The sequence below is a fragment of the Micromonospora sp. NPDC048169 genome, from assembly GCF_040652815.1.
Lineage (GTDB): Bacteria > Actinomycetota > Actinomycetes > Mycobacteriales > Micromonosporaceae > Micromonospora.
The window spans coordinates 136,839-162,332 of record NZ_JBEZMS010000003.1 but is presented as its reverse complement, the minus strand read 5'-3'; the positions used below and the strand labels follow the sequence as shown (position 1 = coordinate 162,332).

Annotated in this window: 21 protein-coding genes; 9 read left to right on the top strand and 12 right to left on the bottom strand. The window is 74.0% G+C overall.

Annotated elements, in window-relative coordinates:
* Positions 1–18: 18 nt before the first annotated feature.
* Genes AB0D28_RS04355 through AB0D28_RS04345 form a run of 3 tightly spaced genes read right to left on the bottom strand, consistent with a single transcriptional unit; the run spans position 19 to position 4,569 of the window.
* Positions 19–651 (bottom strand): phosphoribosyltransferase, encoded by a 633-nt coding sequence (locus tag AB0D28_RS04355; protein ID WP_357382095.1) that lies wholly within the window; start codon positions 649–651, stop codon positions 19–21.
* A complete protein-coding gene (locus AB0D28_RS04350; protein ID WP_357382093.1) occupies positions 648–1,991 on the bottom strand; it encodes a glycosyltransferase family 87 protein in 1,344 nt (447 codons plus the stop codon). Before AB0D28_RS04350 ends, AB0D28_RS04355 begins: the two co-directional genes overlap by 4 nt.
* A 40-nt stretch (positions 1,992–2,031) precedes the next feature.
* Positions 2,032–4,569: a bifunctional diguanylate cyclase/phosphodiesterase gene (locus tag AB0D28_RS04345; protein WP_357382091.1), complete on the bottom strand. Its 2,538-nt coding sequence runs from the start codon at positions 4,567–4,569 to the stop codon at positions 2,032–2,034.
* Between the two features lie 468 nt (positions 4,570–5,037).
* Between AB0D28_RS04345 and AB0D28_RS04340 the strand changes: the two genes are divergently transcribed.
* From AB0D28_RS04340 to AB0D28_RS04320, 5 genes are all read left to right on the top strand, one after another.
* Positions 5,038–8,106: a BTAD domain-containing putative transcriptional regulator gene (locus tag AB0D28_RS04340; RefSeq protein ID WP_357382089.1), complete on the top strand. Its 3,069-nt coding sequence runs from the start codon at positions 5,038–5,040 to the stop codon at positions 8,104–8,106.
* A 236-nt stretch (positions 8,107–8,342) separates the two neighbouring features.
* Positions 8,343–8,834, top strand: coding sequence for a cyclic pyranopterin monophosphate synthase MoaC (moaC, locus tag AB0D28_RS04335; protein ID WP_357382087.1), 492 nt, complete (start codon positions 8,343–8,345; stop codon positions 8,832–8,834).
* The gene (locus tag AB0D28_RS04330) at positions 8,831–9,301 is read left to right on the top strand and encodes a MogA/MoaB family molybdenum cofactor biosynthesis protein (protein WP_357382085.1); all 471 of its coding nucleotides are present in this window, start codon (positions 8,831–8,833) and stop codon (positions 9,299–9,301) included. The genes moaC and AB0D28_RS04330 overlap by 4 nt, the downstream gene beginning before the upstream one ends.
* A gap of 37 nt (positions 9,302–9,338) precedes the next feature.
* Positions 9,339–10,598, top strand: a complete 1,260-nt coding sequence (locus tag AB0D28_RS04325; protein WP_357382083.1) for a molybdopterin molybdotransferase MoeA — start codon at positions 9,339–9,341, stop codon at positions 10,596–10,598.
* 35 nt (positions 10,599–10,633) lie between these two features.
* Positions 10,634–11,059, top strand: coding sequence for a molybdenum cofactor biosynthesis protein MoaE (locus AB0D28_RS04320; protein WP_357382303.1), 426 nt, complete (start codon positions 10,634–10,636; stop codon positions 11,057–11,059).
* A gap of 4 nt (positions 11,060–11,063) precedes the next feature.
* Here the strand turns inward: AB0D28_RS04320 and AB0D28_RS04315 are convergent, their stop codons facing one another.
* Both AB0D28_RS04315 and AB0D28_RS04310 read right to left on the bottom strand, forming a co-directional pair.
* Positions 11,064–12,488 (bottom strand): glycosyltransferase 87 family protein, encoded by a 1,425-nt coding sequence (locus AB0D28_RS04315; protein ID WP_357382081.1) that lies wholly within the window; start codon positions 12,486–12,488, stop codon positions 11,064–11,066.
* A gap of 210 nt (positions 12,489–12,698) precedes the next feature.
* Complete coding sequence (locus AB0D28_RS04310; protein WP_357382079.1) at positions 12,699–13,244, bottom strand: DoxX family protein; 546 nt, start codon at positions 13,242–13,244, stop codon at positions 12,699–12,701.
* A 135-nt stretch (positions 13,245–13,379) separates the two neighbouring features.
* Between AB0D28_RS04310 and AB0D28_RS04305 the strand changes: the two genes are divergently transcribed.
* Positions 13,380–13,925, top strand: coding sequence for an N-acetyltransferase (locus tag AB0D28_RS04305; protein ID WP_357382077.1), 546 nt, complete (start codon positions 13,380–13,382; stop codon positions 13,923–13,925).
* Between the two features lie 18 nt (positions 13,926–13,943).
* Here the strand turns inward: AB0D28_RS04305 and AB0D28_RS04300 are convergent, their stop codons facing one another.
* Positions 13,944–15,179 carry an ATP-binding protein gene (locus tag AB0D28_RS04300; RefSeq protein ID WP_357382075.1) on the bottom strand — a complete coding sequence of 412 codons (1,236 nt, stop codon included), beginning with the start codon at positions 15,177–15,179 and terminating at the stop codon, positions 13,944–13,946.
* A gap of 143 nt (positions 15,180–15,322) precedes the next feature.
* Entirely contained in the window at positions 15,323–16,237 is a 915-nt protein-coding gene (locus AB0D28_RS04295; RefSeq protein WP_357382073.1) for a flagellar basal body protein FliL, read from the bottom strand.
* A gap of 1 nt (position 16,238) precedes the next feature.
* On the opposite strand from AB0D28_RS04295, the gene AB0D28_RS04290 reads away from it, so the two are divergent.
* Together AB0D28_RS04290 and AB0D28_RS04285 are read left to right on the top strand one after the other, a co-directional pair.
* Positions 16,239–17,246, top strand: a complete 1,008-nt coding sequence (locus AB0D28_RS04290) for an EamA family transporter (RefSeq protein ID WP_357382071.1) — start codon at positions 16,239–16,241, stop codon at positions 17,244–17,246.
* Between the two features lie 10 nt (positions 17,247–17,256).
* Complete coding sequence (locus tag AB0D28_RS04285) at positions 17,257–17,892, top strand: A24 family peptidase (protein ID WP_357382069.1); 636 nt, start codon at positions 17,257–17,259, stop codon at positions 17,890–17,892.
* 10 nt (positions 17,893–17,902) lie between these two features.
* Here AB0D28_RS04285 and AB0D28_RS04280 read toward each other — a convergent pair whose 3' ends face one another.
* The 5 genes from AB0D28_RS04280 to AB0D28_RS04260 form a co-directional block, all read right to left on the bottom strand.
* Complete coding sequence (locus AB0D28_RS04280) at positions 17,903–21,088, bottom strand: UvrD-helicase domain-containing protein (RefSeq protein ID WP_357382067.1); 3,186 nt, start codon at positions 21,086–21,088, stop codon at positions 17,903–17,905.
* Between the two features lie 94 nt (positions 21,089–21,182).
* Complete coding sequence (locus AB0D28_RS04275) at positions 21,183–22,457, bottom strand: metallophosphoesterase (RefSeq protein ID WP_357382065.1); 1,275 nt, start codon at positions 22,455–22,457, stop codon at positions 21,183–21,185.
* Positions 22,458–22,468: 11 nt separating this feature from the next.
* Positions 22,469–22,714, bottom strand: a complete 246-nt coding sequence (locus AB0D28_RS04270) for a MoaD/ThiS family protein (protein WP_357382063.1) — start codon at positions 22,712–22,714, stop codon at positions 22,469–22,471.
* Between the two features lie 2 nt (positions 22,715–22,716).
* Positions 22,717–23,733, bottom strand: a complete 1,017-nt coding sequence (gene moaA / locus AB0D28_RS04265) for a GTP 3',8-cyclase MoaA (RefSeq protein ID WP_357382061.1) — start codon at positions 23,731–23,733, stop codon at positions 22,717–22,719.
* The gene (locus AB0D28_RS04260; protein WP_357382059.1) at positions 23,730–24,644 is read right to left on the bottom strand and encodes a fructosamine kinase family protein; all 915 of its coding nucleotides are present in this window, start codon (positions 24,642–24,644) and stop codon (positions 23,730–23,732) included. Before AB0D28_RS04260 ends, moaA begins: the two co-directional genes overlap by 4 nt.
* 152 nt (positions 24,645–24,796) lie before the next feature.
* Between AB0D28_RS04260 and AB0D28_RS04255 the strand changes: the two genes are divergently transcribed.
* A partial coding sequence (locus AB0D28_RS04255) for a DUF4192 domain-containing protein (protein ID WP_357382057.1) occupies positions 24,797–25,494 on the top strand: 698 nt, incomplete at its 3' end.

Sequence of the window (25,494 nt, the reverse complement as noted above, 5' to 3'; positions counted from 1 at the left end):
CGAAGGTACCGGGTGTTCTCACGCGGGGGCGGTCAGCGCCTGCGTGACCTCGTCGTCGGAGACCTCGTGGAAGTCCTCGTAGTACGCGCCGACGGCGGCGAAGTCGTGCGGGAGTTGGCAGCTCACGACCGTGTCGGCGTCGGCGGCGAGCATGTCGTACGCCTGCTCGGAGCCGACCGGGACGGCGACGAGGACGCGGGCGGCGCCGAGGTGGCGGGCGACCTGGACGGCGGCGCGGGCGGTGGCGCCGGTGGCGAGCCCGTCGTCGACGATGACGGCGGTGCGTCCGGTGAGGTCCAGTGGTGGCCGGCCGCCTCGGTAGCGCTGTTCGCGGCGTTCCAGTTCGGCCTGTTCGCGGCGGCGGACCTGGGCCCTGTCGTTCTCGCTGATCCGGCCGGCGACCATCTCGTTGAGGACCTGCACGCCGCCGGGGCCGAGTGCGCCGTACGCGACCTCGGGCGCCCAGGGCACGCCGAGCTTGCGGACGACGAGCACGTCGAGTGGTGCGCCGAGCCGGTCGGCGACCACCCGGGCGACGGGTATGCCGCCGCGTACCAGGCCGAGCACGATGACGTCGGGCCGGCCGGCGAGGTCGGTGAGTCGCTCGGCGAGTTCCCGTCCCGCCTCGGCCCGGTCGCGGTAGGTGGTCATTCCTCAGGTGTACGCCTTCGGGCCCCCTCGCGCGGGGCGGTTGCCGGGAATGCCGCCGGGTCGCCCGGTCGGGTGAGCGCCAGTGCGGGGGCGAGGACGAGCAGGGCGGCCGGGTAGAGCAGGTAGCCGAAGCGGGTGGAGGGCATCAGCAGGATCGCGGCGAGCAGCCCGTACCCGCAGATGAGCGCCGTGGCGGCGGCGGTGCGGGGCGGGCGGCGCAGCAGTCGGGCGGCGATGGCGAGTCCGGCGGCGACGAGCAGTGCGGCGGCGACGGCGCGTCCGGCGGGGAGGGTCTCGGCGATGAGGTGCCCGGGGAACGGTGACTGGGCGGGGCTGGTGACGAGGCCGTGGCCGAGGGGGAAGCGCAGCACGTTCTCGACGAGGGCGTCGCGGTCGACGAGCAGTACCGGGAGCAGGGCGAGGACGGGGAGGCCGAGGGCGCCGAGGGCGGTGCGGGGCGCGGCCCGGCGGGTGGCGGCCCAGCAGATCAGGACGACGGCGACCGGCCAGGCGAGGAGTTTCAGCGCGCCGGCGACGCCGACGGCGAGGCCGGCGCGGCCGGGTCGTCCGGTGGCGGCGAGCGCGAGGGCGAGCAGGCAGAGCGCGAGTACGGGGAGGTCGTCGCCGCCGGTGGCGAGGGTGAGCGCGCAGACGGGCAGGACGGTGGCGGCCTGGACGGCGCGCAGGACGGCGGCGTCGCGGCGGGGTGCGGCGGGGCCGCCGTGTGCGCGCAGCGTGGCGACGAGGGCGACGAGGGTGAGTGCGGTGACCACTGCGAACCAGACGCGGGAGTCGGTCCACCAGGCGTCCACGGCGGCTCTGGGCAGTCCGAACAGTGCCATGCCGGGCTGGTAGGGGGTGTAGCCGAGGAGTTGCTCGCCGGGGGGCAGGGCGGCGATGGCGTCGGGTCCGAGGTAGGGGGTGCCGTGCTCGGCGAGGCGGGTGCCGGCGTGTTCGACGACGATCACCTCCTCCTGGGCGCGGTCGGTGCGTCCGGCGGCGCGTTCGACGCTCTGCGTGACGACGGGCAGCAGCGCGGTGGTGGCCCAGGTGAGGGCGGTGATGGCCCACCGTGCGGGCAGGCGGGCCAGGGTGGTGCCGGGGTCGCGGCGGCGGGCGAGCAGTTGGGTGGTGGCGGCGAGCGCGGCGAGCGCGTACCCGATGGTGGCGACGGCTCCCCAGGCGCGGTGCGGCGGGAGCGTGGAGGTGGCGGCGGTGATCGCGGCGAAGGCGGTGGCGGCGGCGTAGAGGCCCAGGTCGAGGGCGAGGCCGCCGGCTGCGGTGTCGAGCGCCGACCAGCGGCGGGAGAGGGCGGTCGGTGGGTCGGCGAGGGCGGTCACGCGGGCCAGTCTGGCAGACCTGTGGTGTGTCCCGGCCGGGTCAGGGTTGCCGGGCGTCGCCGGTGGCGGCGGGGGGTGACGGGCGGGTGCGGCCGGTGCGGCGGCCGGGGAGGCGGATCACGGCGCCGGCGTCGTGCAGTGCCGGTGCGAGCGCGCCGGTCCGGCCGCCGTGGCCGCGTTGGAGGGTGGCGAGCAGCGCGGCGGCGGGCAGTGGCCGGGCGAACAGGTGGCCCTGCCCGGCGGCGCAGCCGAGTTCCCAGAGCGCGCGGCGTTGCGGTTCGCTCTCCACGCCCTCGGCGACGACTGTGAGGTCGAGGCTGCGGCCGAGGTCGAGGGTGGAGCGGATGACGGCGGCGGCTTCGGGGGCGGTCTCCATCGCGCCGACAAAGCTGCGGTCGATCTTCAATTCGTGTACGGGGATGCGGGAGAGCAGGGAGAGCGACGAGTATCCGGTGCCGAAGTCGTCGAGTGCCAGCCGGACGCCGGAGTCACGTAGCCGGCTGAGGACGCGGTCGACGACGTCGAGTTGGCTGAGTGTGAGTGTCTCGGTGAGTTCCAGCACGAGCCGGTCCGGCGGGAGGTCGTGGGCGCGTAGCCGGGCCAGCACCGCGCCGGGGAAGCGGGCGTCGAGGAGGCTGCGCGGGGACACGTTCACCGAGACGGGCAGGTCGAAGCCGGCGTCGCGCCAGGAGCCGGCGGCGATGAGCGCCTGGTCGAGGATGGCCTCGGCGAACGCGGGGAGCAGCCCGGAGCGTTCCACCGCTTCGAGGAACCGCAGCGGGTCGATGAGTCCGTGGGTGGGGTGGTGCCAGCGGGCCAGGGCTTCGGCGCCGATCACCTGGCCGCTGCCGAGGTCGACGATGGGCTGGAAGTTGACAGTGAATTCGTGGTCGGCGACGGCGCGGGGCAGTTCGCCGCCGAGGGTGAGCCGGCTCAGGTCGGCGGTGTCGCGGGCGGGGGCGTAGGTGGCGACCCGTTGGCCGGCGCGTTTGGCCTGGTACATGGCCACGTCGGCGCGGCGTAGCAGTTCCGCCATGCCGCCGGTGGCGGGGGCGACGGCGATGCCGCCGCTGGCCTCGACGCTGATCCGCATGCCGTCGAGGTCGAGCGGGTCGTGCAGCGCCGCGAGCAGGGCTTCGGCGCGGTGCGCGGCGACGGCCGGGGCGGGCAGGCCGCGCAGCAGTACGGCGAACTCGTCGCCGCCGAGCCGGGCGACGAGGTCGTCGGGGCGGGCCGCGCCGCGCAGCCGTTCGGCGACCTGGATGAGCACCCGGTCGCCGGCGCCGTGGCCGAGGGTGTCGTTCACTTCCTTGAAGTGGTTGAGGTCGATCAGCACCAGGGCGGTGACGCCGTCGGCGTGCCGGGTGGTGAGCTGGGCGCCGCCCTCGTCGAGCAGGTGGCGGCGGTTGGACAGGCCGGTGAGGGCGTCGTGGGTGGCGGCGTAGGCGTGGTCCTCGGCGATGCGGGCGAGTTCGGCGTACGCCTGGGCGTTGCGGACGGCGGTGCAGAGGGCGGAGGCGAAGGTGCGCAGCGTGTACTGCTCTCGTTCGGAGAGTTCGACCGGCCCGGCGAACCGTAGCCGCAGCACGCCGACGTCGACGGTCCGGTCGTGGCCTTCGAGGCGGTTGGTCAGTACCGAACCTTCGATTGTGCTGGGTTCGCCGGCCGGGCCACGGTAGGTGATCGCTCCGCCGACGCCGCGTACCACCAGCGCTTCCTCACGTAGTTCGATTTCCACCTCGTCGGCGGAGAACAGCTCGGTCGCCTGTGTGACGGCTGTCGTGAGCACCCGATTGAGATCGACTACATTCAATGCGTCAGTCGTCCGGGCCAGCCGTTGCCAGGCTTCCCGTTCGGCGCGATTGCGAAGCCGGCTGGAGTAGGCGAGATGCAGGCTCAGCACGAGAGGCGGTACGACGATCAGGAAGGTCGGGTCGATCCGGAGGATGAGCAGCGTGCACAGGATCACCGAGAAGCGGGCGAGCACGCTCGCCAGCCGGAGGTCCCACTGCTCCCGGAAGCGCTTGCGGATCGGTGTTCCGGTCGCGAAGGCGAGGACCGGGAAGGTGAGCAGCTCGTCGAGGGCGACGACTGTCACGTAGGCCAGCACCAGGGCGGGCAGCGAGCGGCTGATCGGGCCGGACCAGGGCCAGGACCAGCCGGCGGCGACGAGGACCAGGCCTCCGGCCGCCGCCAGCGTCATCTCCTTGGCGATGCCGAAGACCAGCTTGATCGGGGGGAGGCGGCCGATGAGGCGGGTGATGGCGACACCGACGCCGGTGGCGATGACGACCCATGGCACGGGTGCGACGGCGAGCCCGATCACGGTGGCCGCGTCCGTCCAGGAAACGCCGTGGGTGGTGGCACGAATGCGGATTCGCACATTCACCGTCGCGGCCGCGGCGACCAGAAAGGTGATCGTCGCCGCGCGGGTGACGTCCTTCCGGGTGGCCAGGTCGCCGGCGCCGATCAGGTGGATGCTCACCAGCGTGGCCAGCCCGGCCAGAAACACGACGAGACCGACAAGCAGCAAGAGCCGCCGATCGGTCCCATTGTCGCGTGCGTGGGCGCGAGTCACGTGGTCTGCCTCCACCGCGCTCGTTCGTAGCTGAGCGTGTGTCCGTACTGTACGGCCCGCTCAGGCGCCCTCGGAAGTTCGCTTCACAGCCAGTCGTTGCCGCGCATGGCCTCGCCCCTTCGTTCGACCCCCGGAACCGGCGCCAGCCGGCCCATCCGACGTCGAACATGTTATGGCTTTTAGGCCCGGATACATCCATTAGATGTCCATATGCGCATATTGCGCCAATGCACCTGGTTCTTGTTACGCTCGGTCTTTGAGTGGAGACTGAACGCATATTCAGTGCGTGCTTTCAAGTGGGATTATCAAGCTCTTCCTCACCGGGTGTCTGTAGCCGTTCGGTTTCCCCTTGCGTAACATCCGCCACGACAACTCACAGAAAAAGCCTCGTCGCTCTCCGGCACCGGAACGTCGGCAGAGTATTGGGTGCTATCTTCCGTAAGTCTGCATTTCGCATGGTCCACACGGGTGCGGGTAAAGGGATTCGCCGCGTTCGTCGCGCGGGGGGAACAGTTGGTGGATATCCGGCTGCTGGGTGTGCCGGAGGTGTGGCAGGGCTCCGATCCCCTGCTGCTCGGCACGCCCAAGCAGCAGACGGCGCTGGCGGTGCTGGTGCTGCACGCCGGTCACCTGGTCACCGTCGACACCCTCGTCGATGAACTGTGGCCCGACGACCCACCCCGTTCCGCCCTGGCGAACGTGCGGACCTACGTGGGCAACCTCCGGCGGACGTTCGACCGGCACCACGGGCCGATCCTGGTGCGGCTCGCCGGCGGCTACCGCCTGGACGTGGCCGACGAGCGGGTGGACGTACGTCGGTTCGAGCACCTGACCGGCGACGCGGCCTCGGCCTGGTCGGACGGGCGGCACGAGCGGGCCGACGAACTGCTCCGCCAGGGCGAACGCCTGTGGCGCGGCCCTCTGGTGGCAGGCCTGCGGGTGGGGCCGGTCCTGTCGGCACGCCGGGCGGCGCTGGAGGAGCAGCGGCTGGCGGCGATCGAACTCCGCGCGCGGCTCGACGTCGCACTCGGCCGCACCAGAGCGGCCATCGCCCTCCTCACCGACCACGTGACCAGCCATCCCTACCGGGAGCAGGCGCACGCGTTGCTGGCCGGCGCGCTGAAGGCGGACGGGGACGCCGGCGGCGCCCTCGCCGCCATCCACCGGGCCGAGTCGATCCTCACCCGGCAACTCGGCGTCGAGCCGGGACCCGAACTGCTCAGCCTGCGACGGTCCCTGCTGGGCACGGCCGCGGCACGCGCGGTCTCCCCGGCCGGGTCGGGCCGGGCGGGCGTGGACGCCCCGGACACGCGGCGGGTGCGCCCCCGCCACCTGCCGCGCGGCGGCGCCCCCTTCGTCGGACGGCGGGAACTCGTCGAGCGGACGCTGGCGGAGATGGGCTCGGCGGCCGGCGGGAGACCGGCCGTACGGGTGGTCGACGGTATGGCGGGCAGCGGCAAGACCCTCTTCGCGCTGCACCTGGCGCACCTGCTCGGCGACCGTTACCCGGACGGGCGACTCTTCATCGACCTGCGGGGCCACACCGAAGGGGCGCCGGTCGAACCGGGTGACGCGCTCACGGTGCTACTGCGCCAGCTGGAGGTGCCGGCCGCGCGGATCCCCGGCGATCACGAGGAACGCGCCGAACTGTGGCAGCGCGAGTTGCGGGGACGTCGCGTGGTCGTGGTGCTGGACAACGCGGCCGACAGCCGCCAGGTGCGCCCGCTCCTGCCCGCCGGCCCGGGACCGGCCGTCCTGGTCACCAGCCGCCGGAGGCTGTCGGTCAGCGACATCGGGCCGCCCGTCTCGCTGCCCGTGATGACCTCCGACGAGGCGGTGGAGCTTCTGGCGCGGACCGCCGGTGCGGAGCGGATCAGCGGGGAACCGGAGGCCGCGACCGAGGTGGTCCGCCGCTGCGGGCATCTGCCGCTGGCCGTCCGGCTGGCCGGCGGGTGGCTCGCCCACCGGCCGGCCTGGCGAGTCGCCGACCTGGCCCTGCGGCTCGAGGCCGGCGGTACGGTGCTGCGGCAGCTGGCGGTGGAGCAGCAGACCGTCGGTGGCGCCTTCTCCGCCTCGTACGAGCACCTGAGCGAACCCGTGAAGTGGCTGTTCCGGCTGGTCAGCATGCATCCCGGCGACTCCTTCGACGCGCGTACGGCCGCCGCGCTCGCCGGTTCCCCGCTCGAGGGCACCGAACGGATGCTCGACGACCTCCTCGACCGGCACCTGATCGAGGAGGTCACTCCCGGGCACTACGGGATGCACGACCTGATGCGTCAGTACTCGGCCGAACTCCTGCGCGAGTCGACGGACGCCGAGCGACGCCGCGAGGCGGCCGGGCGCCTGCTGGACCACGTCCTGCACCAGGTGGCCGTCCGGGCCGGCTCACTGGACCAGCAGGTGCTGGCCACCCACCTGCGCCTCGGGGCGCCGCTGCGCCCCGACCTGGTCGACGAGACCGACCGGGCCGACGTCGAATGGCTGGAACGGGAGCGGCCCAACCTCATCGCCCTGATCAGATTCGCCCTCGACGAGGAGCACCCCGGATACGCGTGGCGCCTGGCCCGGGCCATGTGGCGGTTCTGCTACATGCGGGGGTACTTCGAGGACATCGTCGCCACCCACCAGGCCGGCCTGACCGCCGCCGAGCGCACCGGCGACCGCGCGGCAGAGGCGGTGATGCACAACTACCTCGCGTCCGCGTACACCCGGACCGGCAGCTACCTGGACTCGCTGCGCCACCTCGAGGTGGCGGTGTCCATCTCCCGCGACCTGCACGACCGGCGCGGCGAGTACCGCTACCGGGCGAACCTCGTGGTCGTCAACTGGCTCACCGGCAACTCCGAGCGGGCGGTGAGCCTCGGGCGGCAGTTGCTGCGGGAGGACACGCGAGGCGCCGTCGACCCGATCTCGGCCCTGCCCAACCTGGGGTACGCGCTGACCGCGGTCGGGCGCTATCCCGAAGCGCTCCGGGCTCACCGGCAGCACCTGTTCCTGGCCCGGTGCCAGGGCAGCCTGTTCCACATGTCGAACGCGCTCGGGCACATCGCCTCGGTGGAGAACCGACTCGGGAACCACCGCAAGGCGGTGCGCCTGATCAAGGCGTCGCTGCGGCTGCGCGAGGAGACCGGGCACCGGTTCGGTGAGGCGGAGGCCCGCAACGACCTCGGCATCGCGTACCGCCGTCTGGGCCGGCTCGACGAAGCCCGCGTCCAGCACGAACTCTCGCTCGACCTGGCGCGGGACTCCAGTGACAGACATCTGCGGGCGGCCGCGTTGAACGACCTCGGCCTGACGCTGAGCGCCGCCGGGCACGCCGACCAGGCCAGGTCCATGCACCTGGAGGCCCTCGCCCTCGCCAACCGCATCGCGCATCCGTACGAGCAGGCCCGGGCCCTGAACGCGCTGGCCGACCATCTGTCCGTCACCGACCCCGCCGAGGCGGACCGCTACCGGCAGCGAGCGATGGCGATCTTCGAACGGACGGGCGCTCCCGAGCGCCACGACCTGCGCCGACAGCTCTCCGTCTCGGCCTGACCGCGGCTTATCGATTTCTTATCGCGGCGTTCGCTAGCGTCCCCCGCAACGGCCACGGGGAGGGTTCATCCCGGGGGAGCGGACCCGGCCGGACGGGACCCTCACCGCCGATTCCCAGACGAATCGGCGGTGAGCAGGCGAGGGAGGGGCGTCGTGCACCAGCAGCCGCTGCGGCGCCCTTCCCCGCCACCGGTCGGGTGCCGCGTCGTGTCGTACCCGGCGGATAGGGTCGGGCCGTGACCGAACCCGCGCAGCTCACCCACGTCGATCCGGCCGGCGCGGCCCGGATGGTCGACGTCTCCGCAAAGCCGGTCTCCGGCCGGCTCGCCGTCGCCGCCGGCCGCCTCCGCACCACGGCCGAGGTGGTGGAGCTGCTGCGCCGCGACGGCCTGCCCAAGGGCGACGCGCTCGCCGTCGGCCGCCTCGCCGGCATCATGGGGGCCAAGCGCACACCCGACCTGATCCCGCTCTGCCACCCGATCGCGCTGCACGGCGTCACCGTCGACCTCGACCTCACCGCCGACACGGTGGAGATCACCGCGACCGCGAGGACCGCCGACCGCACTGGCGTCGAGATGGAGGCGCTGACCGCGGTGGCGGTCGCCGGTCTCGCCCTGGTCGACATGGTCAAGGCGGTCGACCCGGCCGCCTCGGTGGACGCCGTCCGGGTGCTCCGCAAGGAGGGCGGCAAGACCGGCGAGTGGGTCCGGCCGGAGGACCGGCCGTGATCCGGGCCCGGGTGATCGTGGCGTCCAACCGGGCCGCCGCCGGGGTCTACGAGGACACCAGCGGCCCGCTGCTCGTGACCGGCCTGCGCGAGCTGGGGTGCGAGGTCGACGCTCCGGTGGTGGTGCCGGACGGCGAACCGGTCGGCGACGCCCTGCGGGCGGCCCGCGCCGACGGCGTCGACGTGGTGCTGACCAGCGGCGGCACCGGCATCACCCCGACCGACCGCACGCCCGAGGTGACCCGCGAGCTGCTCGACTACGAGATCCCCGGCATCGCCGAGGCGATTCGCGCGCACAGCCGCGACAGCGTGCCGACCGCCGCGCTGTCCCGAGGGCTGGCCGGGGTCGCCGGCCGGACGCTCGTGGTCAACCTGCCCGGTTCGCGCGGCGGCGCCCGCGACGGCCTGGCCGTGCTCGGGCCGATCCTGCGCCATGCCGTGGACCAGCTTCGCGGCGGTGACCACTGAACCCGCGAGGCACGTGCCCCGGCGCTAGGCTCGCCGGATGAGCACGGAAACCGAAGCCGCCGCAGCCGAGGCGGGCACGCCACCCCCGGCCGGGTGGGAGGAGGCCCGCTCCCGGGTGTACGCGGTGGGCCTGTCCGCCGCGCTGCCCGCTGTCGCCCGCCCGCTGGCCGAGGCCGACGGGCACACGCTGGCCGAGCCGTTGGGCACGCGCACCGACCTGCCGGCGTTCCCGACCTCCAGCGTGGACGGTTGGGCGGTGCGGGGTCCCGGGCCGTGGCGGGTGGTCGGGCGGGTGCTCGCCGGGCACACCGCGCCGCCGCTGGAGGCGGACGGTAGCACCGTGGAGATCGCCACCGGTGCGATGGTGCCCGAGGGCGCGACGGCGATCCTGCGGATCGAGGAGTCGACACGTACGGCGGACGGCCTGGTGTCCGGCACACCCCGCCCGGCGCCGGAGTGGCGGGAGCCGGGCGAGGAGGCGTACCTCGGGGAGGAGCTGTTGCCCGCCGGCACGCCGGTGGACCCGGCGGTGATCGGCCTGGCCGCCTCCTGCGGGCACGACACGCTGCGGGTCCGCCGCCCACCCCGGGCCGCGCTGCTGGTCTTCGGCGACGAACTGCTCACCTCGGGTCCGCCCGGCGCCGGGCGGGTCCGGGACGCGCTCGGCCCGTCGGTGCCGGGCTGGCTGCGCCGCTACGGCTGCCAGGTGCGCGCGGCCGACGTGGTCGGCCCGGTCGCCGACACGCTGCCCGCGCACGTCGCCGCGGTGCGGGGCGCGCTCGCCAACGCCGACCTGGTCTGCACCACCGGCGGCACCATGCACGGCCCGGTCGACCACCTGCACCCGACGCTGGAGGCGCTCGGCGCCGACTACGTGGTGAACACGGTGGCGGTGCGCCCGGGCTTCCCGATGCTGCTCGCCCGGCTGGTGGACGGCGACGGGCGGGTCCGGTTCGTGGCCGGCCTGCCCGGCAACCCGCAGTCAGCCGTGGTGGCGCTCGTGTCGCTCGTCGCGCCGCTGCTCGCCGGTCTCACCGGCCGGCCGATGCCGGTGCTGCCACACGTGACGCTCGCCGAGCCGGTTGCCGGGCGCGGTCGCTACACCCATCTGGCGCTGGCCCGCTGGGACCGGGTCGCCGGGACGGTGTACCCGGTGCGGCACGTGGGCTCGGCGATGCTGCGCGGGCTGGCCGGCGCGGACGGCTTCGCGGTGATCCGGCCCGGCACCAGCGGCGCGGCCGGCGACCGGGTGCCGTTCGTGCCGCTGCCGCTGACCCCGGGGGAGCGATTCGGGTGAGCGCGACGAACGAGCCGACGGGAGACGCCGTGACCGTGAAAGCAGGCGTGACGATCGGGACGGTCTCCGACCGGCCGCTCGACCTGGCCGCGCACGAGGCGGCGGTCACCGACCGCCGGGCCGGGGCGGTGGTGTCCTTCCAGGGCGTCGTCCGCGACCACGACCACGGGCGGGCGGTCACCCGGCTGGAATACGAGGGCCACCCCACCGCCGAGGCGGTGCTGCGCGAGGTGGCGGCCGAGATCGCGGCCGACCCGCTGGTCTACGCGGTGGCGGTGTCGCACCGGATCGGCCCGCTGGAGATCGGGGACGTGGCGCTGGTAGCGGCAGTCAGCACGGCGCACCGGGCGGCCGCGTTCGCCGCCTGCGCCCGGCTGGTCGACGAGGTGAAGGCGCGGCTGCCGATCTGGAAGCGCCAGGTCTTCGACGACGGCACCGAAGAGTGGGTGAACTGCCCCTGAAGGCTCAGCGCCGGGCGGCGAGCGCGGCGGTGCGGCCCAACCGGTCGTGGTAGAACGCCGGCTCGGCGCCAGGGCGCCACGGCAGCGCCGCGACGAGCACGATCAGGGCGATGGCCAGGGAGTTCTCCATGAGCGCGCCGAACAGGCCGTCCTGGTAGTGGGACACCTCGGGGAGCTGGTGCTCGTACGGCCAGATCGGTGAGATCAGGAACAGCAGGTAGAGCACCAGCGCGCCGGCACCGTGGCGGAGCCCGGTCAGCGTGGGATACCAGATCGGCGGGCGTAGTGCCGGCACGCCGGTGGCCGAGGGGCTGCCGGTGCCGCGCGGCGGCAGGCCGCGACTGGCTTCGCGGCGGCGTACCGCGGCGTCGGCCAGCACGATGATCGCCGGGATGACCCAGATCAGGTGGTGCGACCAGGAGATCGGGCTGATCACGTTGGCGGTGAGCCCGACGAGCGTGAACGCGGTCAGCTCGTCGCCGTCGGCGCGGGCGCTCATCGCCCGGGACAGGCCCAGCGCCAGGACCAGCACCGAGAACGCCAACCAGAGCAGCCCGGGCGTCTCGATCGAGTCGTAGAGCCGCGCCAGCAGGCCGGCGAGGGACTGGTTGGCGGTCATGTCCGCCGCGCCGACCCGCTCGGTCTGCCAGAGCACGCCGGTGAAGTACGCGCGGGACTCCTCACCGAGCACGCCGAACGTCGCGATCGTCACGCCGATCGTGGTGGCCACAGCGGTGAGCGCGGCCCGCCACTGCCGGGTGAGCATCAGGTACGCCACGAACAGCGCCGGGGTGAGCTTGACGGCGGTGGCGAGCCCGATGCCCACACCGGCCCAGGCGCCGCTGTAGACGAACCGGGCCAGCGGCGAGTCGGCCGTCTCGTGGTGGGTGCCCCGCTTGGCCCGCCAGCGCAGGCCCACCATGTCCGCCATGATCAGCGCGAACAGCAGCAGGTTTACCTGCCCGTAGCCGAGCGTCTCCCGGGACGGCTCGATGGCGACGGCGAGCGGGGTGGCGATGCCGACGCTGAACCAGAGCGGCCAGCCGAGCCGGTCCACGATGGGACGGAGCAGCGCCGCTAGGACGACAGCGAGCGCGCCGATGCTGGCCAGCGCGTTCACGAAACCGGCGCCGTCGACCGGGAGCCAGGACATCGGCAGCATGACCAGCGCGGCGAACGGCGGGTAGGTGAAGCCCAGCGTGGTCGAGGGCGCGACGAAGTCGTACAGCTCGTTGCCGCCGGCCCACCACAGCACCGCGCCGTGGTAGATCTTCATGTCGAAGAAGTTGTAGGGCCGTCCGAAGGCGCCGATGGCGAGCCACGCCGCGTACGACACGGCGGCGACCACGCCGAGACGCATCGCGATCCGGCGGTCGACGCGGGAGGCCGGGGCGAGGCGGTTGGTCCGTCTACCGACTGTCGTCGGCATGGCGTGGCCACCCCCGTACCAAGGTCGTCGTCGTACCCGTTCAGGTCCAGAACGGAGCCTAGAACGGCGCCTCACGTTGCTGCCTCCCGCGTTACGCGACCGTGTCCGATCCCACACGTGTTTGCGACATTTCCACCGCGTTAACGGGTGTCGGACGGTTCAGGTGATTGATGGCCTTGCGGGGGGTGGTGGGCCGTACGAAACGCCTGGTCAGCCGGGCATGCGGCGGGCGGTCGCCGCGGAGCGTACGGCGATCTTCGCCTCGCGTCGCGCGGTGCGGACCGCACGCTTCACCGACCGGCGCGAGTGGTCGATCCGGTGGCCCGCGCGCCAGCGCAGCCCCGGCTTGCCCTCGGTGTCGGCGGCGGCGAGGAGGAGGCCACCGAGCAGGCCGAGGTTCTTCAGGAAGTGGACCTGGTTGCTGGTTCGCGTGGCCGGGTCGTCGTTGGTCCAGAAGGGGTGACCGGCGGCGGTGGTCGGGATCAGCGTGCCCGCGAGCACCAGCGCGGCCGGCCGGGTGAACCGGCCGGTGGCGAGCATCAGGCCGCCGGCGAGCTGGGCGGCGGCGTTGGCGCGGATGAGCGAGACCGTGTCGGTGGGGATGCGGGGGTGGACGTTCCGGATCAGCGGGGCGACCTTCCCGGTGACCGGTTCCGCGGCCTGCGCCACGCGTTCCGGGTTGCGCAGGTTACGGGCGCCGCTGACCACGAAGATGCCGCTCAACATGACTCGGGCGAGGGAACGCACGGGCTTCATGGCTCAGTCTTACCCCGTCGAGGGCGTCGTCATCCCCGCAACACACGAAAGGTATCGGCCGACGTGGACGTCCGAACGGTATCGATTTCAGCGACAGTCGCGGATGGACCCGTCGCGTTCGGTAAGGTCGCGCGGGTGACGACGCTGCGACTGCGCCCGGAGGGCCCGGCCGACGAGGCGCCGGTGGCCCGGGTGCTGGCCGCCGCCTTCGCCCGGCCCGACGTGGCCGCCCCACCGGAGGTGGGTCTGGTCGAGGAGCTGCGACACAGCCCGGCGTGGATCCCGGAGCTGGCCATGGTCGCCGAGTACGGCGGCGAGGTGGTGGCATACGCGCTGCTCACGCGCGTCGATGTACGCACCGGGCGCGGCACCTGGCCGGCGCTGGCACTGGGTCCGGTGGCGGTGGCCCGGCACCGGCAGCGGCTGGGGCACGGCACGGCCGCCGTCCAGGCGGCACTGGATGCCGCGACCGAGCTGGGGGAACGGCTGGTGGTGGTGCTCGGCGATCCGGCCTACTACCGGCGGTTCGGGTTCGGCCCGGCGGTCCGGCTCGGCCTGACCAGTCCCTGGTCCGGGCTGGGGGAGCCGTGGCAGGCGCTGGTGCTGCCGCCGTCGGCGAGCGACGAGCCACCGCCGCCGGCCGGCGAGGTGGTCTTCCCGGCGCCCTGGTCGCGGGTCTGAGCCGACGCGAACGGCCCCTCAGGCGGGCTGGGTGCGCAGGTAGCGGCCGAAGTGCGGCACCGTGAACGCCACAGTTCCCCGCTCACCGGAGTAGATCAGCCCCTTCTTGATCAGCGCGTCCCGCGCCGGGGAGAGACTGGCCGGCTTGCGGCCGAGCGCGCGGGCGATCTCGGCGGTGGGCACCGCCGCGTCCATGTCGTCCCGGCCACCCTCCTCGCCGTCCACCAGCGCCAGCGTGGCCATCGCGCGCATGTACTCGCGTTCGGCGGGTGTGGCCCGCTCGAACCGGGAGCCGAAGAAGCCCACCGCCAGCTCGGCCTCCGCCTCCGGCGCGGCCACCCGGACGTCCGCCGCGGTGATCGGTGAGCGGGGAGCGTGGTCCCAGGTGGCCTTGCCGTACGCCTGGACGAAGTAGGGATAGCCGCCGGATTTCTCGTAGAGCAGGTCGAGGGCCTTCTGCTCGTACTCGACCTCCTCCCGCTCGGCCGGCGCGCAGAGCGCCTGGTCGGCGGCGATCCGGTCGAGCCGGTCGATGCGCTGGTAGCGGTAGAGCCGCTCGGAGTAGGACTTGGCGGCGCTGAGCACGGCCGGCAGGTGCGGCAGGCCTGCGCCCACGACGATCAGCGGTGCGCCGAGCTGGGACAGCTCGTGGCAGGCGGCGCAGAGCGCGGAGACGTCCTCGGCGCCGACGTCCTGCATCTCGTCGATGAAGACGGCGATACCGGTGCCGACGTCGGTGGCGACCGCCGCCGCGTCGCTCAGCAGCTCGACCAGGTCGATCTCGATGTCGCCGGAGTCGGCGCGTCCGCTGCTCGCCGGTACGTCGATGCCGGGCTGCCAGCGGTCGCGCAGCTTGGGCGCCGTGCCACCCCGGCCGGTCGGCGCGGAGCGTTGTGCGAACGCCTTGAGGACGCCGAGGAACGCGTCGATCCGGTCCGGGGCGCGGTGCCGGGGCGCCAGCTCACGGACCGCCATGTGCAGCGCGGCGGCGATCGGCCGGCGCAACGACTGGTCGGGCCGCGCCTCGATCTTGCCGGTGCCCCAGAGGTGGTTTATCGCCTCCGAGCGCAGCGTGTTGAGCAGGACCGTCTTGCCCACTCCACGCAGGCCGGTGAGCATCAGGCTGCGTTCCGGCCGGCCGCGTGCGATCCGTTCCAGCACCACGTCGAAGACGTCCAGTTCCCGCCCCCGCCCGGCGAGTTCGGGCGGGCGCTGGCCGGCGCCCGGCGCGTACGGGTTGCGGACCGGATCCACGAATCGCACAGTATCGGGTTCTCTAGCGACCAGGCTAGATGCGCGTAGAGGCGGCTACCGCGTGTCGGCCTCGACCTGAAACTAGGGCTGTCTAGCGTGGATGCTAGACAGCCCTAGTTTTGGTTACCGGCTCTCGTGGAGCGTCAGCGGCGCTTCAGGCAGAGCACGAAGTCGAGCGTGTCCAGCTCGCTGTCGAAGAAGTACCAGTCGGTGTAACCGGCCACCTTCCCGCACTTCGCCTCCGCGTCCTTCTTGCCGCTCGTCGCGCCGTCGATGCGGCGCAGCACCTCGTACGTCTTCGGGCCGCAGTCGGCGATCACCAGCTTGGGCTGGCCGCCGCCACCCTCGTTGGCGACGCACTGGCCCGCCTTGACGAAACGCGGATCGGTCGACGAGGCCGGAGACGCCGTCGTGGGCGTCGTGTCGGCCGGTTCGCTCGGTGCCGCCCCGGTCGGATCCGCGGCCGGCGCGGTGGCGGCGGTCGTGCCGCCGGTCGGGGTCCGCTCGTCCCGGCCCAGCATCCAGTACGCCCCGGCGCCGCCCAGCAGAAGCACGGCCAGCACGATCACGACCACCAGCAGCGGGCCCTTCCCGCGCTTCGGTGGAGTCGGCCCGGCGTAGGGCGGCGGCCCGGCGTACGGGCCGGCCGGGTGGCCCTGCGGCGGGCCGGGGGACCAGGCCGGACCCGGCTCGTATCGCTGCGTCGGCGGGCCGTACTGATCGGCCGGCGGGCCGTACCGGTCGGCGGGCTCGTACTGCTGGGTGGGCGTTCCGTACTGGTCGGGCGGCCCGTACTGATCGGCGGGCGGGCCGTACGGCCGCGCGTCCGGCGGGCCGTACCGCGGATCGGGCTGTGCGGCGTAGCGCGGGTCGCCCTGCGGGGCGTAGCGCGGGTCGGGCTGCGGGGCGTAGCCGTCGTCGCGCCGTCCCCACGGCTCGGGAGAGCCGCCGCCCGGTGGACCGAAGTTCGACATGAACGCCTCCTGCGTACGCCAGTGCTGAGAGGCCGGCCACCAACTGGCGACGCCGACGCCGTGGTCACCGTAGCGTGGTCCCACGATGAGCTCACGCCCCACGAGTGCGACGAACGCTGTCGATTCCGCGATGCCACCGGCCCGCACCGCACTGATCTGGGCCGCCCTCGTGCTGGTCTATCTGCTGTGGGGCTCGACCTACCTGGGCATCCGGGTCGCTGTCGAGTCCCTGCCGCCGCTCGTCTCCTCGGCGATGCGGTTCGCCGCCGCCGCGGTGGTGCTCGCCGTGGTGCTGCGCCTGCGGCGCGGACCGGGAGCGTTGCGGGTACCCGCGCGCCGCGTCGGCTCCGCCGCGCTGATCGGCGTGCTGCTGCTGGCCGGCGGCAACGGCCTGGTGGTGCTGGCCGAGTCGGGCCCGGCCGGGACCGCCGTACCGTCCGGTGTGGCTGCGCTGCTCGTCGCCACCGTGCCGCTGCTCCTGGTGCTGCTGCGTACGGCAGGCGGCGACCGGCCGCGGCCGTGGACGTTCGTCGGGGTGGCGCTCGGCTTCGCCGGACTGGTCCTGCTCGTGCTGCCCCGGGACGGGGTGGACGCGGTGCCGGTGGCCGGGGCGCTCACGGTGGTCGCCGCGGCAGTGAGCTGGTCGGTCGGCTCGTACCTGTCCGGGAAGATCCCGATGCCCGCCGACCCGTTCGTGGCCACCGTCTACGAGATGGTGGCCGGCGCGGCGGTGCTCGCGCTCGTCGGCGTGGCCCGGGGCGAGCTGCGCGGCTTCTCCTTCGCCGACGTGACCGGGCGGTCCTGGGCGGCGATGGCGTACCTGATGGTGGCCGGTTCGCTGGTCGCCTTCACCGCGTACGTCTGGCTGCTCGCCCACGCGCCGATCTCGCTGGTGTCCACGTACGCGTACGTGAATCCGGTGGTGGCGGTGGCGCTCGGCGCGTTGTTCGTCGCGGAACCCGTCACCTCGCAGGTGCTGATGGGCGGCGCGGTCATCGTGGTCGGCGTGGCGGTGGTGGTCAGCACCGAACGCCCGCGCCGGTCCCCGCCACCAGCCGTCGACGGGACGGCCGGAGAACCCGCCGGGCGGTAGCGTCCCGCCCGTGTCGGCACTGCTGGTGACGGGGGTCGCGCTGCTCGGCGCGGCGACCGGATGGGCTGCTGTCCCGGTCGGCCGGTCGTTCTGCACGGATCGGATCGCCGGGAGGCACGCGCCGAGCCGGGGTGCGTTCGCACTGGCCGGCGTCGTGGCGTTCGGCGGGCTCGCCGCCGCCCGGGGTGCCGATCCGGTGCTGCCCGCGCTGCTGCTCGTCGCCGTCGCCGGGCTGGTCCTCGCGGTCACCGACCTGACCGCGCTGCGCCTGCCCGACCCGCTGGTCGGCGTGGCCGCGCTCGGCGGCGGGCTCGGCCTCACCGCAGCCACGGCGGCGACCGGCGAGCCGCGCCGCCTGGCCGTCGCGGTGGCCGGGGCCGCACTCTCCTTCACCGGGTACGCGGTGCTAGCGCTGCTGCCCCGCGCCCGCCTCGGCTTCGGCGACGTGAAGCTCGCCGCCGCGCTCGGGTTGCCGCTGGGCTGGCTCGGCTGGCCGGCCCTGCGCCTCGGGCTGCTCCTGCCGCACGTGCTCGCCGGAGTCGCGGTCCTCGTCCTGCTCGCCGCCCGCCGGGTACGCCCTGACACGCCGGTGCCGTTCGGCCCGGCGCTGCTCGGCGGCGCCTGGCTCGCCGCCGTGCTGACCTGACGCGCGCCGCTCAGATCAACCGGAGCTGGTGGTCCTTCGGGCGGCGGGGTTCGGTCGCGTCCAGGCGCTCGAACAACGCCGGGTCGATCACGTCGAGGAACGGCGACGGGCGGGTGTCGCGTTCCGCGCCGTGCCGGGCGCGGCGACCCGCGTGGCTGACGTAGAGCCGGTCCTGCGCCCGGGTCAGCCCGACGAAGAACAGCCGGCGCTCCTCGGCCACCGCGTCGTCATCCGGCTCGGAGCCGGGCCAGCGCAGCGGCAGCAGGCCGTCCTCGGCGCCGACCAGGAACACCACCGGGAACTCCAGCCCCTTGGCGGCGTGCAGCGTGAGCAGCGTGACCGCCTCGGCGCGCGGGTCCAGCGCGTCCACCTCCGCGCCGGTGGCGAGCTGGTTGAGGAACAGCTCCAGGTCGTCGTCGCAGCGCCGGGCCAGCGGGGTGAGCAGGTCCACCGCCGTGCGGACGTCCTCGGGGCGTACCGCGCCGGAGCCGTCCAGCGTGGGCACCGCGAAGCGCTCGGCCAGGATCTGCCCGGCCTGGCGTACCCGGGCGGCGAGCGAGCCGTCCAGACCGGCGTGGCGCAGCTCGCGGGCGATGGCCGGCACGCCGGGGCGGTCACGCAGCCGGTCGTGCGAGCGCTTCTGCACCGGGATGTTCGCCCGGGCCAGCGCGTCCACGATCGGCGCGGCCTGCGCGTCGGTGCGGTACAGCACCGCGATGTCGGAGAAGGACAGCGAGGTGGCCCGCCCGTCGATCCGCCCCGAGTCCAGCGAGCGGTGGGACAGGCCGCCGACCAGCTCGTCCACGGTACGGACCACGAAGTCGGCCTCGTCGTAGGCGGAACTCGCCGCGTACCGGCCGACCAGCGGCGCCTCCGGATCGAGCCGGGCCGGGTCGAGACGACGGCCGCGCACCAGCGACGACGGCGCGATGGCCTGCACCGCGGCGGCCAGGATCGGCGCGGAGGAACGGTAGTTGCGGTTCAGCCGCACCAGCCGGGCGTCGGTGAAGTCCTGCGAGAAGCGCAGGAAGTAGCCGACGTCGGCGCCCCGGAACGAGTAGATCGCCTGGTCCGGGTCACCGATCGCGCACAGGTTCCCGTCCGGCGGGCTGAGCAGCCGCAGCAGGTCGTACTGCACCGCGTCGACGTCCTGGTACTCGTCGACGAAGATCCACTTCCAGCGCTCGCGGTACTCCCGGACCAGCTTCCGGTCCCCCTTGAGCAGGGCCACCGGCAGCGTCAGCAGCTCGTCCAGGTCGACCAGATCCCGCTTGCGCAGCAGCGCCGCGTACCGCTCGTCGTCGGCACCGGCCTCGGCGCGTGCCGCCGCCCGGTCCGCGTCGTCGGCGATCCGGAAGTCCGCCGGCAGCCCGGCCGCCGCCGCGTTCTCCCGCAGCACGGTCAGGCCGAGCGAGTGGAACGTGCCCACTGTGACGTCCTCGGCGACCGGGCCGAGCAGCCCGTCCAGCCGGTGCCGCAGTTCCTCGGCCGCCCGCCTGGTGAACGTGATCGCCAGGCACTGGTCGGGGAAGACGTTCAGCTCCGCGCACAGGTACGCGATCCGGTGGGTGAGCGTCCGCGTCTTGCCGGTGCCCGGACCGGCCACGATGAGCAGCGGACCCCCCGGCGCGGACGCGGCCACCCGCTGCATCGCGTCCAGCCGGTCCAGCAGGCCGGTGCCGACCTCCTCCATCCCGGCGAGCATCGGCTCGAACGGCTCATGTGGGGACGGTGACGGCGCGATCGGAGGCGCGGGCGGCGGCGTGCGCCTCGGCTCCGGCCGGGCCGCCGCCGGGCGCTTGGCCTTCGGCTTCGGCGCCGGCTCCGCCGGCCGCCGCTGCGCCGGCACGGGTACGTCGAACAGCGTCTCCTGCCCCGCCCCGGCACCCGGTCCGCCCAGTTCCGCCGGGTCGAACAGGGTGATCACGCCGTACTCGCCGTCGTAGCCCGGCACCCGGCGCACGTCGCCGCGGCGCAGCCGGCCGATGCCCTCCGCGAGCAGCTCGCCACCGACCCGGCCGATCTCCTCGATCGGGGTACGGGTCAGGATCTCCAGCTCCGGGCCGAGCGCGGCGATCAGCTCGTTGAGCTTGCCCTCGACCTTCTTCGACCGCGCGCCGACCCGGTTCAGCTCGCCCAGGATCTCGGCCAGCGGCACCAGGTGCGTCACCTCGCGCGCGTGCGCCGGACGGTGCCCGGCCGGGCGGTCCGCCAGCTCCTCGACCCGGCTGAGTACGCCCACGGTGAGCGGCTTGCCGCACTCCGGGCAGCGCCCGCCGGCCTCACGGGTCCGCTCCGGCGACCAGTTCACCCCGCACAGCCGGTGCCCGTCGGCGTGGTACTTGCCCTCCTCCGGGAAGAACTCCACGGTGCCCGCGAGCCCGTCGCCGGTACGCAGCGCCTCGCGGATCGCGAAGTAGTCGCGGGCGGCGGTCAGGACCGTGGCCTCCCGGGCCAGCGCGGGCGGCGAGTGGGCGTCCGAGTTCGACACCAGTTGGTAGCGGTCCAGGCTGCCGACCCGCCAGTTCATCTCCGGGTCGGACGACAGGCCGGTCTCCACCGCGAAGATGTGCCCGGCCAGGTCGGCGTAGCAGTCGGCGATAGCGTCGAAGCCGGACTTCGAGCCGAGCGCGGAGAACCAGGGCGTCCAGATGTGCGCGGGCACGAGGAAGCCGTCCGGGCTCGCCTCCAGCGTGATCTCCAGCAGGTCGCGGGAGTCCAGCCCGAGGATCGGCCGGCCGTCCGAGCCGAGGTTGCCGATCCGGCCCAGCGCCGTGTTGAACCGGGCCACCGCGTCCAGATCCGGCAGGTAGATGAGGTGGTGCACCTTGCGCGTGCGGTCGTCGCGCTTGTAGATCGTGGAGATCTCCACGCTCAGCATGTACCGGACCGGGTCGGCCTCCGCCTCGCTCGCCAGCCGGGGCGGCAGCCGCCGGGCGACGTCCCGCTCCGCGTCGGGCGAGAGCCGGTACAGGCCCGGCTCGGCCGGGTGCAGCGTCTCCCGCAGGTGGTCGTACCAGGCGGGATGGGTGAAGTCGCCGGTGCCGAGCACGCCGATGCCCTTGCGCCGGGCCCACCAGGCCAGGTTCGGCAGGGTCAGGTCGCGGCTGCACGCGCGGGAGTACTTCGAGTGGATGTGCAGATCCGCGACGTATGGCGGGAGGCCACCGGGGGGTGCGGCGCTGAACGGAGGCACGCCGCATCCTGTCACGTCCGGTCCCCCGCCCGCCCGCCGCCACGCGTACGGGTGACCTGAGCAATGCGGTGCTGGACTCGGCCGCCCCGGCACGCTATTGCGCGCGCAGCTCGACGAGCGTCACCTGGGGCGGTGCACCCACCCGCACCGGCGGGCCCCAGAAACCGGCGCCGTTTGTGACGTAGACCTTCGTGCCGTCCACCTCGCCGAGACCGGAGACCACCGGTTGCTGGAGCTTCACCGCCAGGTTGAACGGCACGATCTGGCCGCCGTGGGTGTGCCCGGAGAGCTGGAGGTCGACGCCGAACTTCGCCGCCTCCTGCGCGGCCACCGGCTGGTGCGCCAGCAGCACCACCGGCCGGCTCGGGTCACGGTCGCCGAGCGCTGCGGCGTAGTCGGCGGGCCCGGCCACCCCGGTGCCGACGGCGCTCACGTCGTTCACCCCGGCCAGGTCCAGCACACCGCCCCGGGCCTGGATCTCCTGCCGCTCGTTCTGCAGCACCCGCAGGCCGAGCCGGTCCACCTCACGGACCCACTCCTCCACGCCGGAGTAGTACTCGTGGTTGCCGGTGACGAAGAAGCTGCCGTACCGGGACTGCAGGTCGCGCAGCGGCTCGGCGGCCTCGCCCAGTTCGGCTACCGTGCCGTCGACGAGGTCACCCACCACCGCGACCAGGTCGGCGTCCATCCGGTTGATCATCGCGACGATCCGCTCGGTGTGCGCCCGGCCGCGCAACGGCCCGAGGTGGATGTCGGAGACGGTGGCGATGCGCAGCCCGTCCATGCCGCGGGGCAGCTTGGCCAGCGGGATCTGCACCCGGTCGAGCTGCGGCGGACCCATCGCGGTGCGTACGCCGTACCCGGTGATGCCGGCGGCGGTGAGCCCGGCGAAGATCGCCGCCCCACGGGCGAGCAGCAGCCGCCGGGAGGGGTCGTGGTCCGGCGCGTCGGTACCGGCTGGCGCTGCCTCGGTGCTGTCGACAGGCGGCGGCGGACCATCCGCGGTGGCCGCGCCGACGAGCGCGGGCGCGGGCTCGGGCTCGAGGCCGGCGGTGGCCGCCGATCGGGCCCGCCGGCGCAGCACGAGCCGGACCACAGCGGTCGGCACCTCCAGCACCAGCAGCAGCACCAGCAGGTAGAACATGAGCGCGACCCAGAGGTAGCCGGGCCAGGCCAGCCAGTACCAGCCGTTGCGCGTGCCGGCCAGGGTCACCGGTACGAGCACCGCCAGCGCCGCGATCGCCACCGTGCCGGCCCGGCGCCACCGCCCGGGGCGCGTGGTGTCCCGGACCAGCCGCTTCCACAGGTAGAAGTGGATCAGGCCGATCACGAGCACGACGAAGCCCAGGAATGTCGCCATGGCCAGCACGTGTGCCCCCCTCAGCCGCCCGCGAAGGGCGGCAACACGTCCACCGTCACCCCGGCCGGCAACAGCGCCCGTCGATCATGACAGGCGACGCCGTCGACCAGGAAACTCGCCGCCTTCAGCACCACGCCGAGGCGTTCGCCGTGCCGGGCGGCCAGTTCGTCGAGGAGTTCGTCCAGCGACCGGCCGGCGGATGCGGTCTCCTCGGATCGTCCGGCGGCCGCGCGGGCGCCGGCGAAGTAGCGGACGGTCAGCTCCACCCTCAGCCTCCGATCGCCGACATCGAACGCGCGGGCTGGAGGAACGCCGGGTCGTCGATGCCGTGCCCGGCCCGCTTGACCCACATCGCCGCACGCCAGCGCCGGGCCAGTTCCTCGTCGTCCGCGCCGTCGCGCAGCGCGCCGCGCAGGTCCGACTCCTCGGTGGCGAACAGGCAGTTGCGCACCTGGCCGTCGGCGGTGAGCCGGGTGCGGTCACAGTCGCCGCAGAACGGCCGGGTCACGCTGGCGATCACGCCGACACGGGCCGGCCCGCCGTCCACCAGCCACGTCTCGGCCGGTGCCGCACCCCGCTCGGACGGGTCCGGCGTCAGCGCGAACGCGGCCCGCAGTGAGGTCAGGATCTCGTCGGCGGTGACCATGGTCGAGCGGTCCCAGCCGTGCTGGGCGTCGAGCGGCATCTGCTCGATGAACCGCAGCTCGTAGCCGTGCGCGAGGGCGAACCGGAGCAATGCGGGCGCCTCGTCGTCGTTGGTGCCCCGCATCAGCACCGAATTGATCTTCACGGGGGTCAGCCCGGCGTCCGCCGCGCCGGCCAGCCCGGCGAGTACGTCGGCGAGCCGGTCACGGCGGGTCAGCGCGGTGAACCGGTCCCGGTCCAGCGTGTCGAGCGAGACGTTCACGCGGTCCAGCCCGGCCGTGCGCAGCGCCGTCGCCATCCGGGCCAGGCCGATGCCGTTCGTGGTGAGCGAGATGCGCGGCCGGGGCGTGAGCGCGGCGACCGCCGCCACGATGCCCGGCAGGCCCGGCCGGATCAGCGGCTCACCGCCGGTGAAGCGCACCTCGGTGACGCCGAGCCGGCTCACCGCGACACCCACCAGCCGGACGACCTCGTCGTCGCTGAGCAGCTGCGGATTGGCCAGCCAGGGCAGGCCCTCCGCCGGCATGCAGTAGGTGCAGCGCAGGTTGCACTTGTCGGTGAGCGAGACCCGCAGGTCCTGGGCGACACGGCCGTACCGGTCGGCGAGAGGGCCGTCGGTCGTCGTCCGGGGGGCGCTCATCCGTCGACCGTAGCGCGGTCGAGCCCTCGGAGGGCGGCCCGAGCGGTGGAGCGCACGGCATCCGCGTACCCCGCTCCGAAGATCGCGGTGTGCACGAGCAGCAGGTGCAGTTGGTGCAGCGGCACACGTTCCCGCCACCCGTCACCCGGCGGCCACGCCTCCCGGTAGGCCGCCATGATCCGGTCCAGGTGCGGCGGGCCGCCGAACAGCGCGAGTTGCGCCAGGTCGGTCTCGCGGTGCCCGCCGTGCGCGGCCGGGTCGACCAGCCAGACCCGCCCGTCGGCACCCCAGAGCAGGTTGCCCGGCCAGAGGTCGCCGTGCAGCCGGGCCGGTGGCTCGTCCCCGCCGAACTCGCCGATCCGGTCGACGACCTGCTCGACGAGCGCCGCACCGGCGTGGTCGAGCGCGCCGCCGTCGACCGACATGCGCAGGTAGGGCAGGAGACGGCACCGGGCGAACCAGCCCGCCCACGGACCGGGGGCAGGCGTGTTGTCCTGCGGCAGCGCGCCGATGAAACCGGCCCAGTCCGCGCCGAAGGCGGGCGCCCCGGCGCGGTGCAGCCCGGCCAGGTCGCGGCCGAACGCCTCCGCGGCCTCCGGCGTCGGCTCGCCGGGCTCCACCCAGTCGAGCGCGAGCAGGCCGGGCAGGGCGACGAGCACATCCGGTACGGGCACCGAACCGGCCTCGCGCAGCCAGCGCAGCCCGGACGCCTCGGCGGCGAAGAAGCCCTCCGGCAGCGGACGCGCGGCCCGTTCCGGCCAGGTCTTGGCGAACACCGAGTGCCCGTCGTCGAGCGTGAGCCGGGAGGCGGCGCAGATGTCACCGCCGGAGACCGGGGTTTCCCGGATCCGCTGGTGGGTCAGGAAGGTCGGCAGCTGCTCCGGGTGTGCCCGCAGGTACGCCAGGTCCATGTGCGCAAGGTAGCGGGTACCCCGGACATCCGTGTGCCGTGCGACGTTGCCGATCGCCGCTGACCTGCACCGATACGCTCCGTATCTGTGGATGGACCGCGTGTCGTCCACAGGGGCTGACGCGGTGGCGCCCGGCCGCCCACGCTCCCGTCATGAACTCCACCGAGCCAGCGCGTCTCTCCGTCCGCTCGCCCGCCGACATGGTGGCGGCGGTGCCCTACCTGCTCGGCTTCCACCCCGCCGACAGCGTCGTGGTGGTCGCGGTACGCGGCCGGCGCGTCGTCTTCGCCGCCCGTGGCGACCTGCCCGCACCGGGTGCCGACCCCGGTCCGGCGGCCCGGCACCTGGCGCAGGTGGTGGCCCGGCAGGACGCCGATGCCGCCACTGTCGTCGGCTACGGTCCGGCCGCCCGGGTGACGGTGATCGTGGACGCGCTCGGCGAGGCGCTGACCGCCACCGGCCTGGTGGTGCTCGACGCGCTGCGGGTCACCGAGGGCCGCTGGTTCTCCTACCTGTGCGCGGAGCCGTCCTGCTGCCCGCCCGAGGGCACCCCGTACGACCCGGCCGCCAGCCAGGTCAGCGCGGCGGCGGTGTTCGCCGGTCAGGTGGCGCTGCCCGACCGGGCGGCGCTCGCGGCGCAGGTGTCCCCGCTCGGCGGGCCGGTCCGGCTCGCCATGCGCCGGGCCACCGCGCGGGCCCGTTTCCGCCTGGCCGCGCTCACCGGACGGCCGTCCGCGCCGACGACCGGAAGTCCGCCGCCGGCCGGCGCACCAGCCGGCGGAACCGGACCGACCCCGGAGTTACCGGTCCCGGCCGACCGTCCCCCGTCGGACGGGGAGCCGCCGGTCCG

Excerpts from the sequence above, each read along its gene's own strand:
- AB0D28_RS04260 (WP_357382059.1), bottom strand. The coding sequence starts at position 24,644 with ATGGACCTGGCGTACCTGCGGGCACACCCGGAGCAGCTGCCGACCTTC.
- AB0D28_RS04325 (WP_357382083.1), top strand. The coding sequence starts at position 9,339 with ATGAGCACGGAAACCGAAGCCGCCGCAGCCGAGGCGGGCACGCCACCC.
- AB0D28_RS04290 (WP_357382071.1), top strand. The coding sequence starts at position 16,239 with ATGAGCTCACGCCCCACGAGTGCGACGAACGCTGTCGATTCCGCGATG.
- moaA (WP_357382061.1), bottom strand. The coding sequence starts at position 23,733 with ATGAGCGCCCCCCGGACGACGACCGACGGCCCTCTCGCCGACCGGTAC.
- AB0D28_RS04315 (WP_357382081.1), bottom strand. The coding sequence starts at position 12,488 with ATGCCGACGACAGTCGGTAGACGGACCAACCGCCTCGCCCCGGCCTCC.
- AB0D28_RS04355 (WP_357382095.1), bottom strand. The coding sequence starts at position 651 with ATGACCACCTACCGCGACCGGGCCGAGGCGGGACGGGAACTCGCCGAG.
- AB0D28_RS04310 (WP_357382079.1), bottom strand. The coding sequence starts at position 13,244 with ATGAAGCCCGTGCGTTCCCTCGCCCGAGTCATGTTGAGCGGCATCTTC.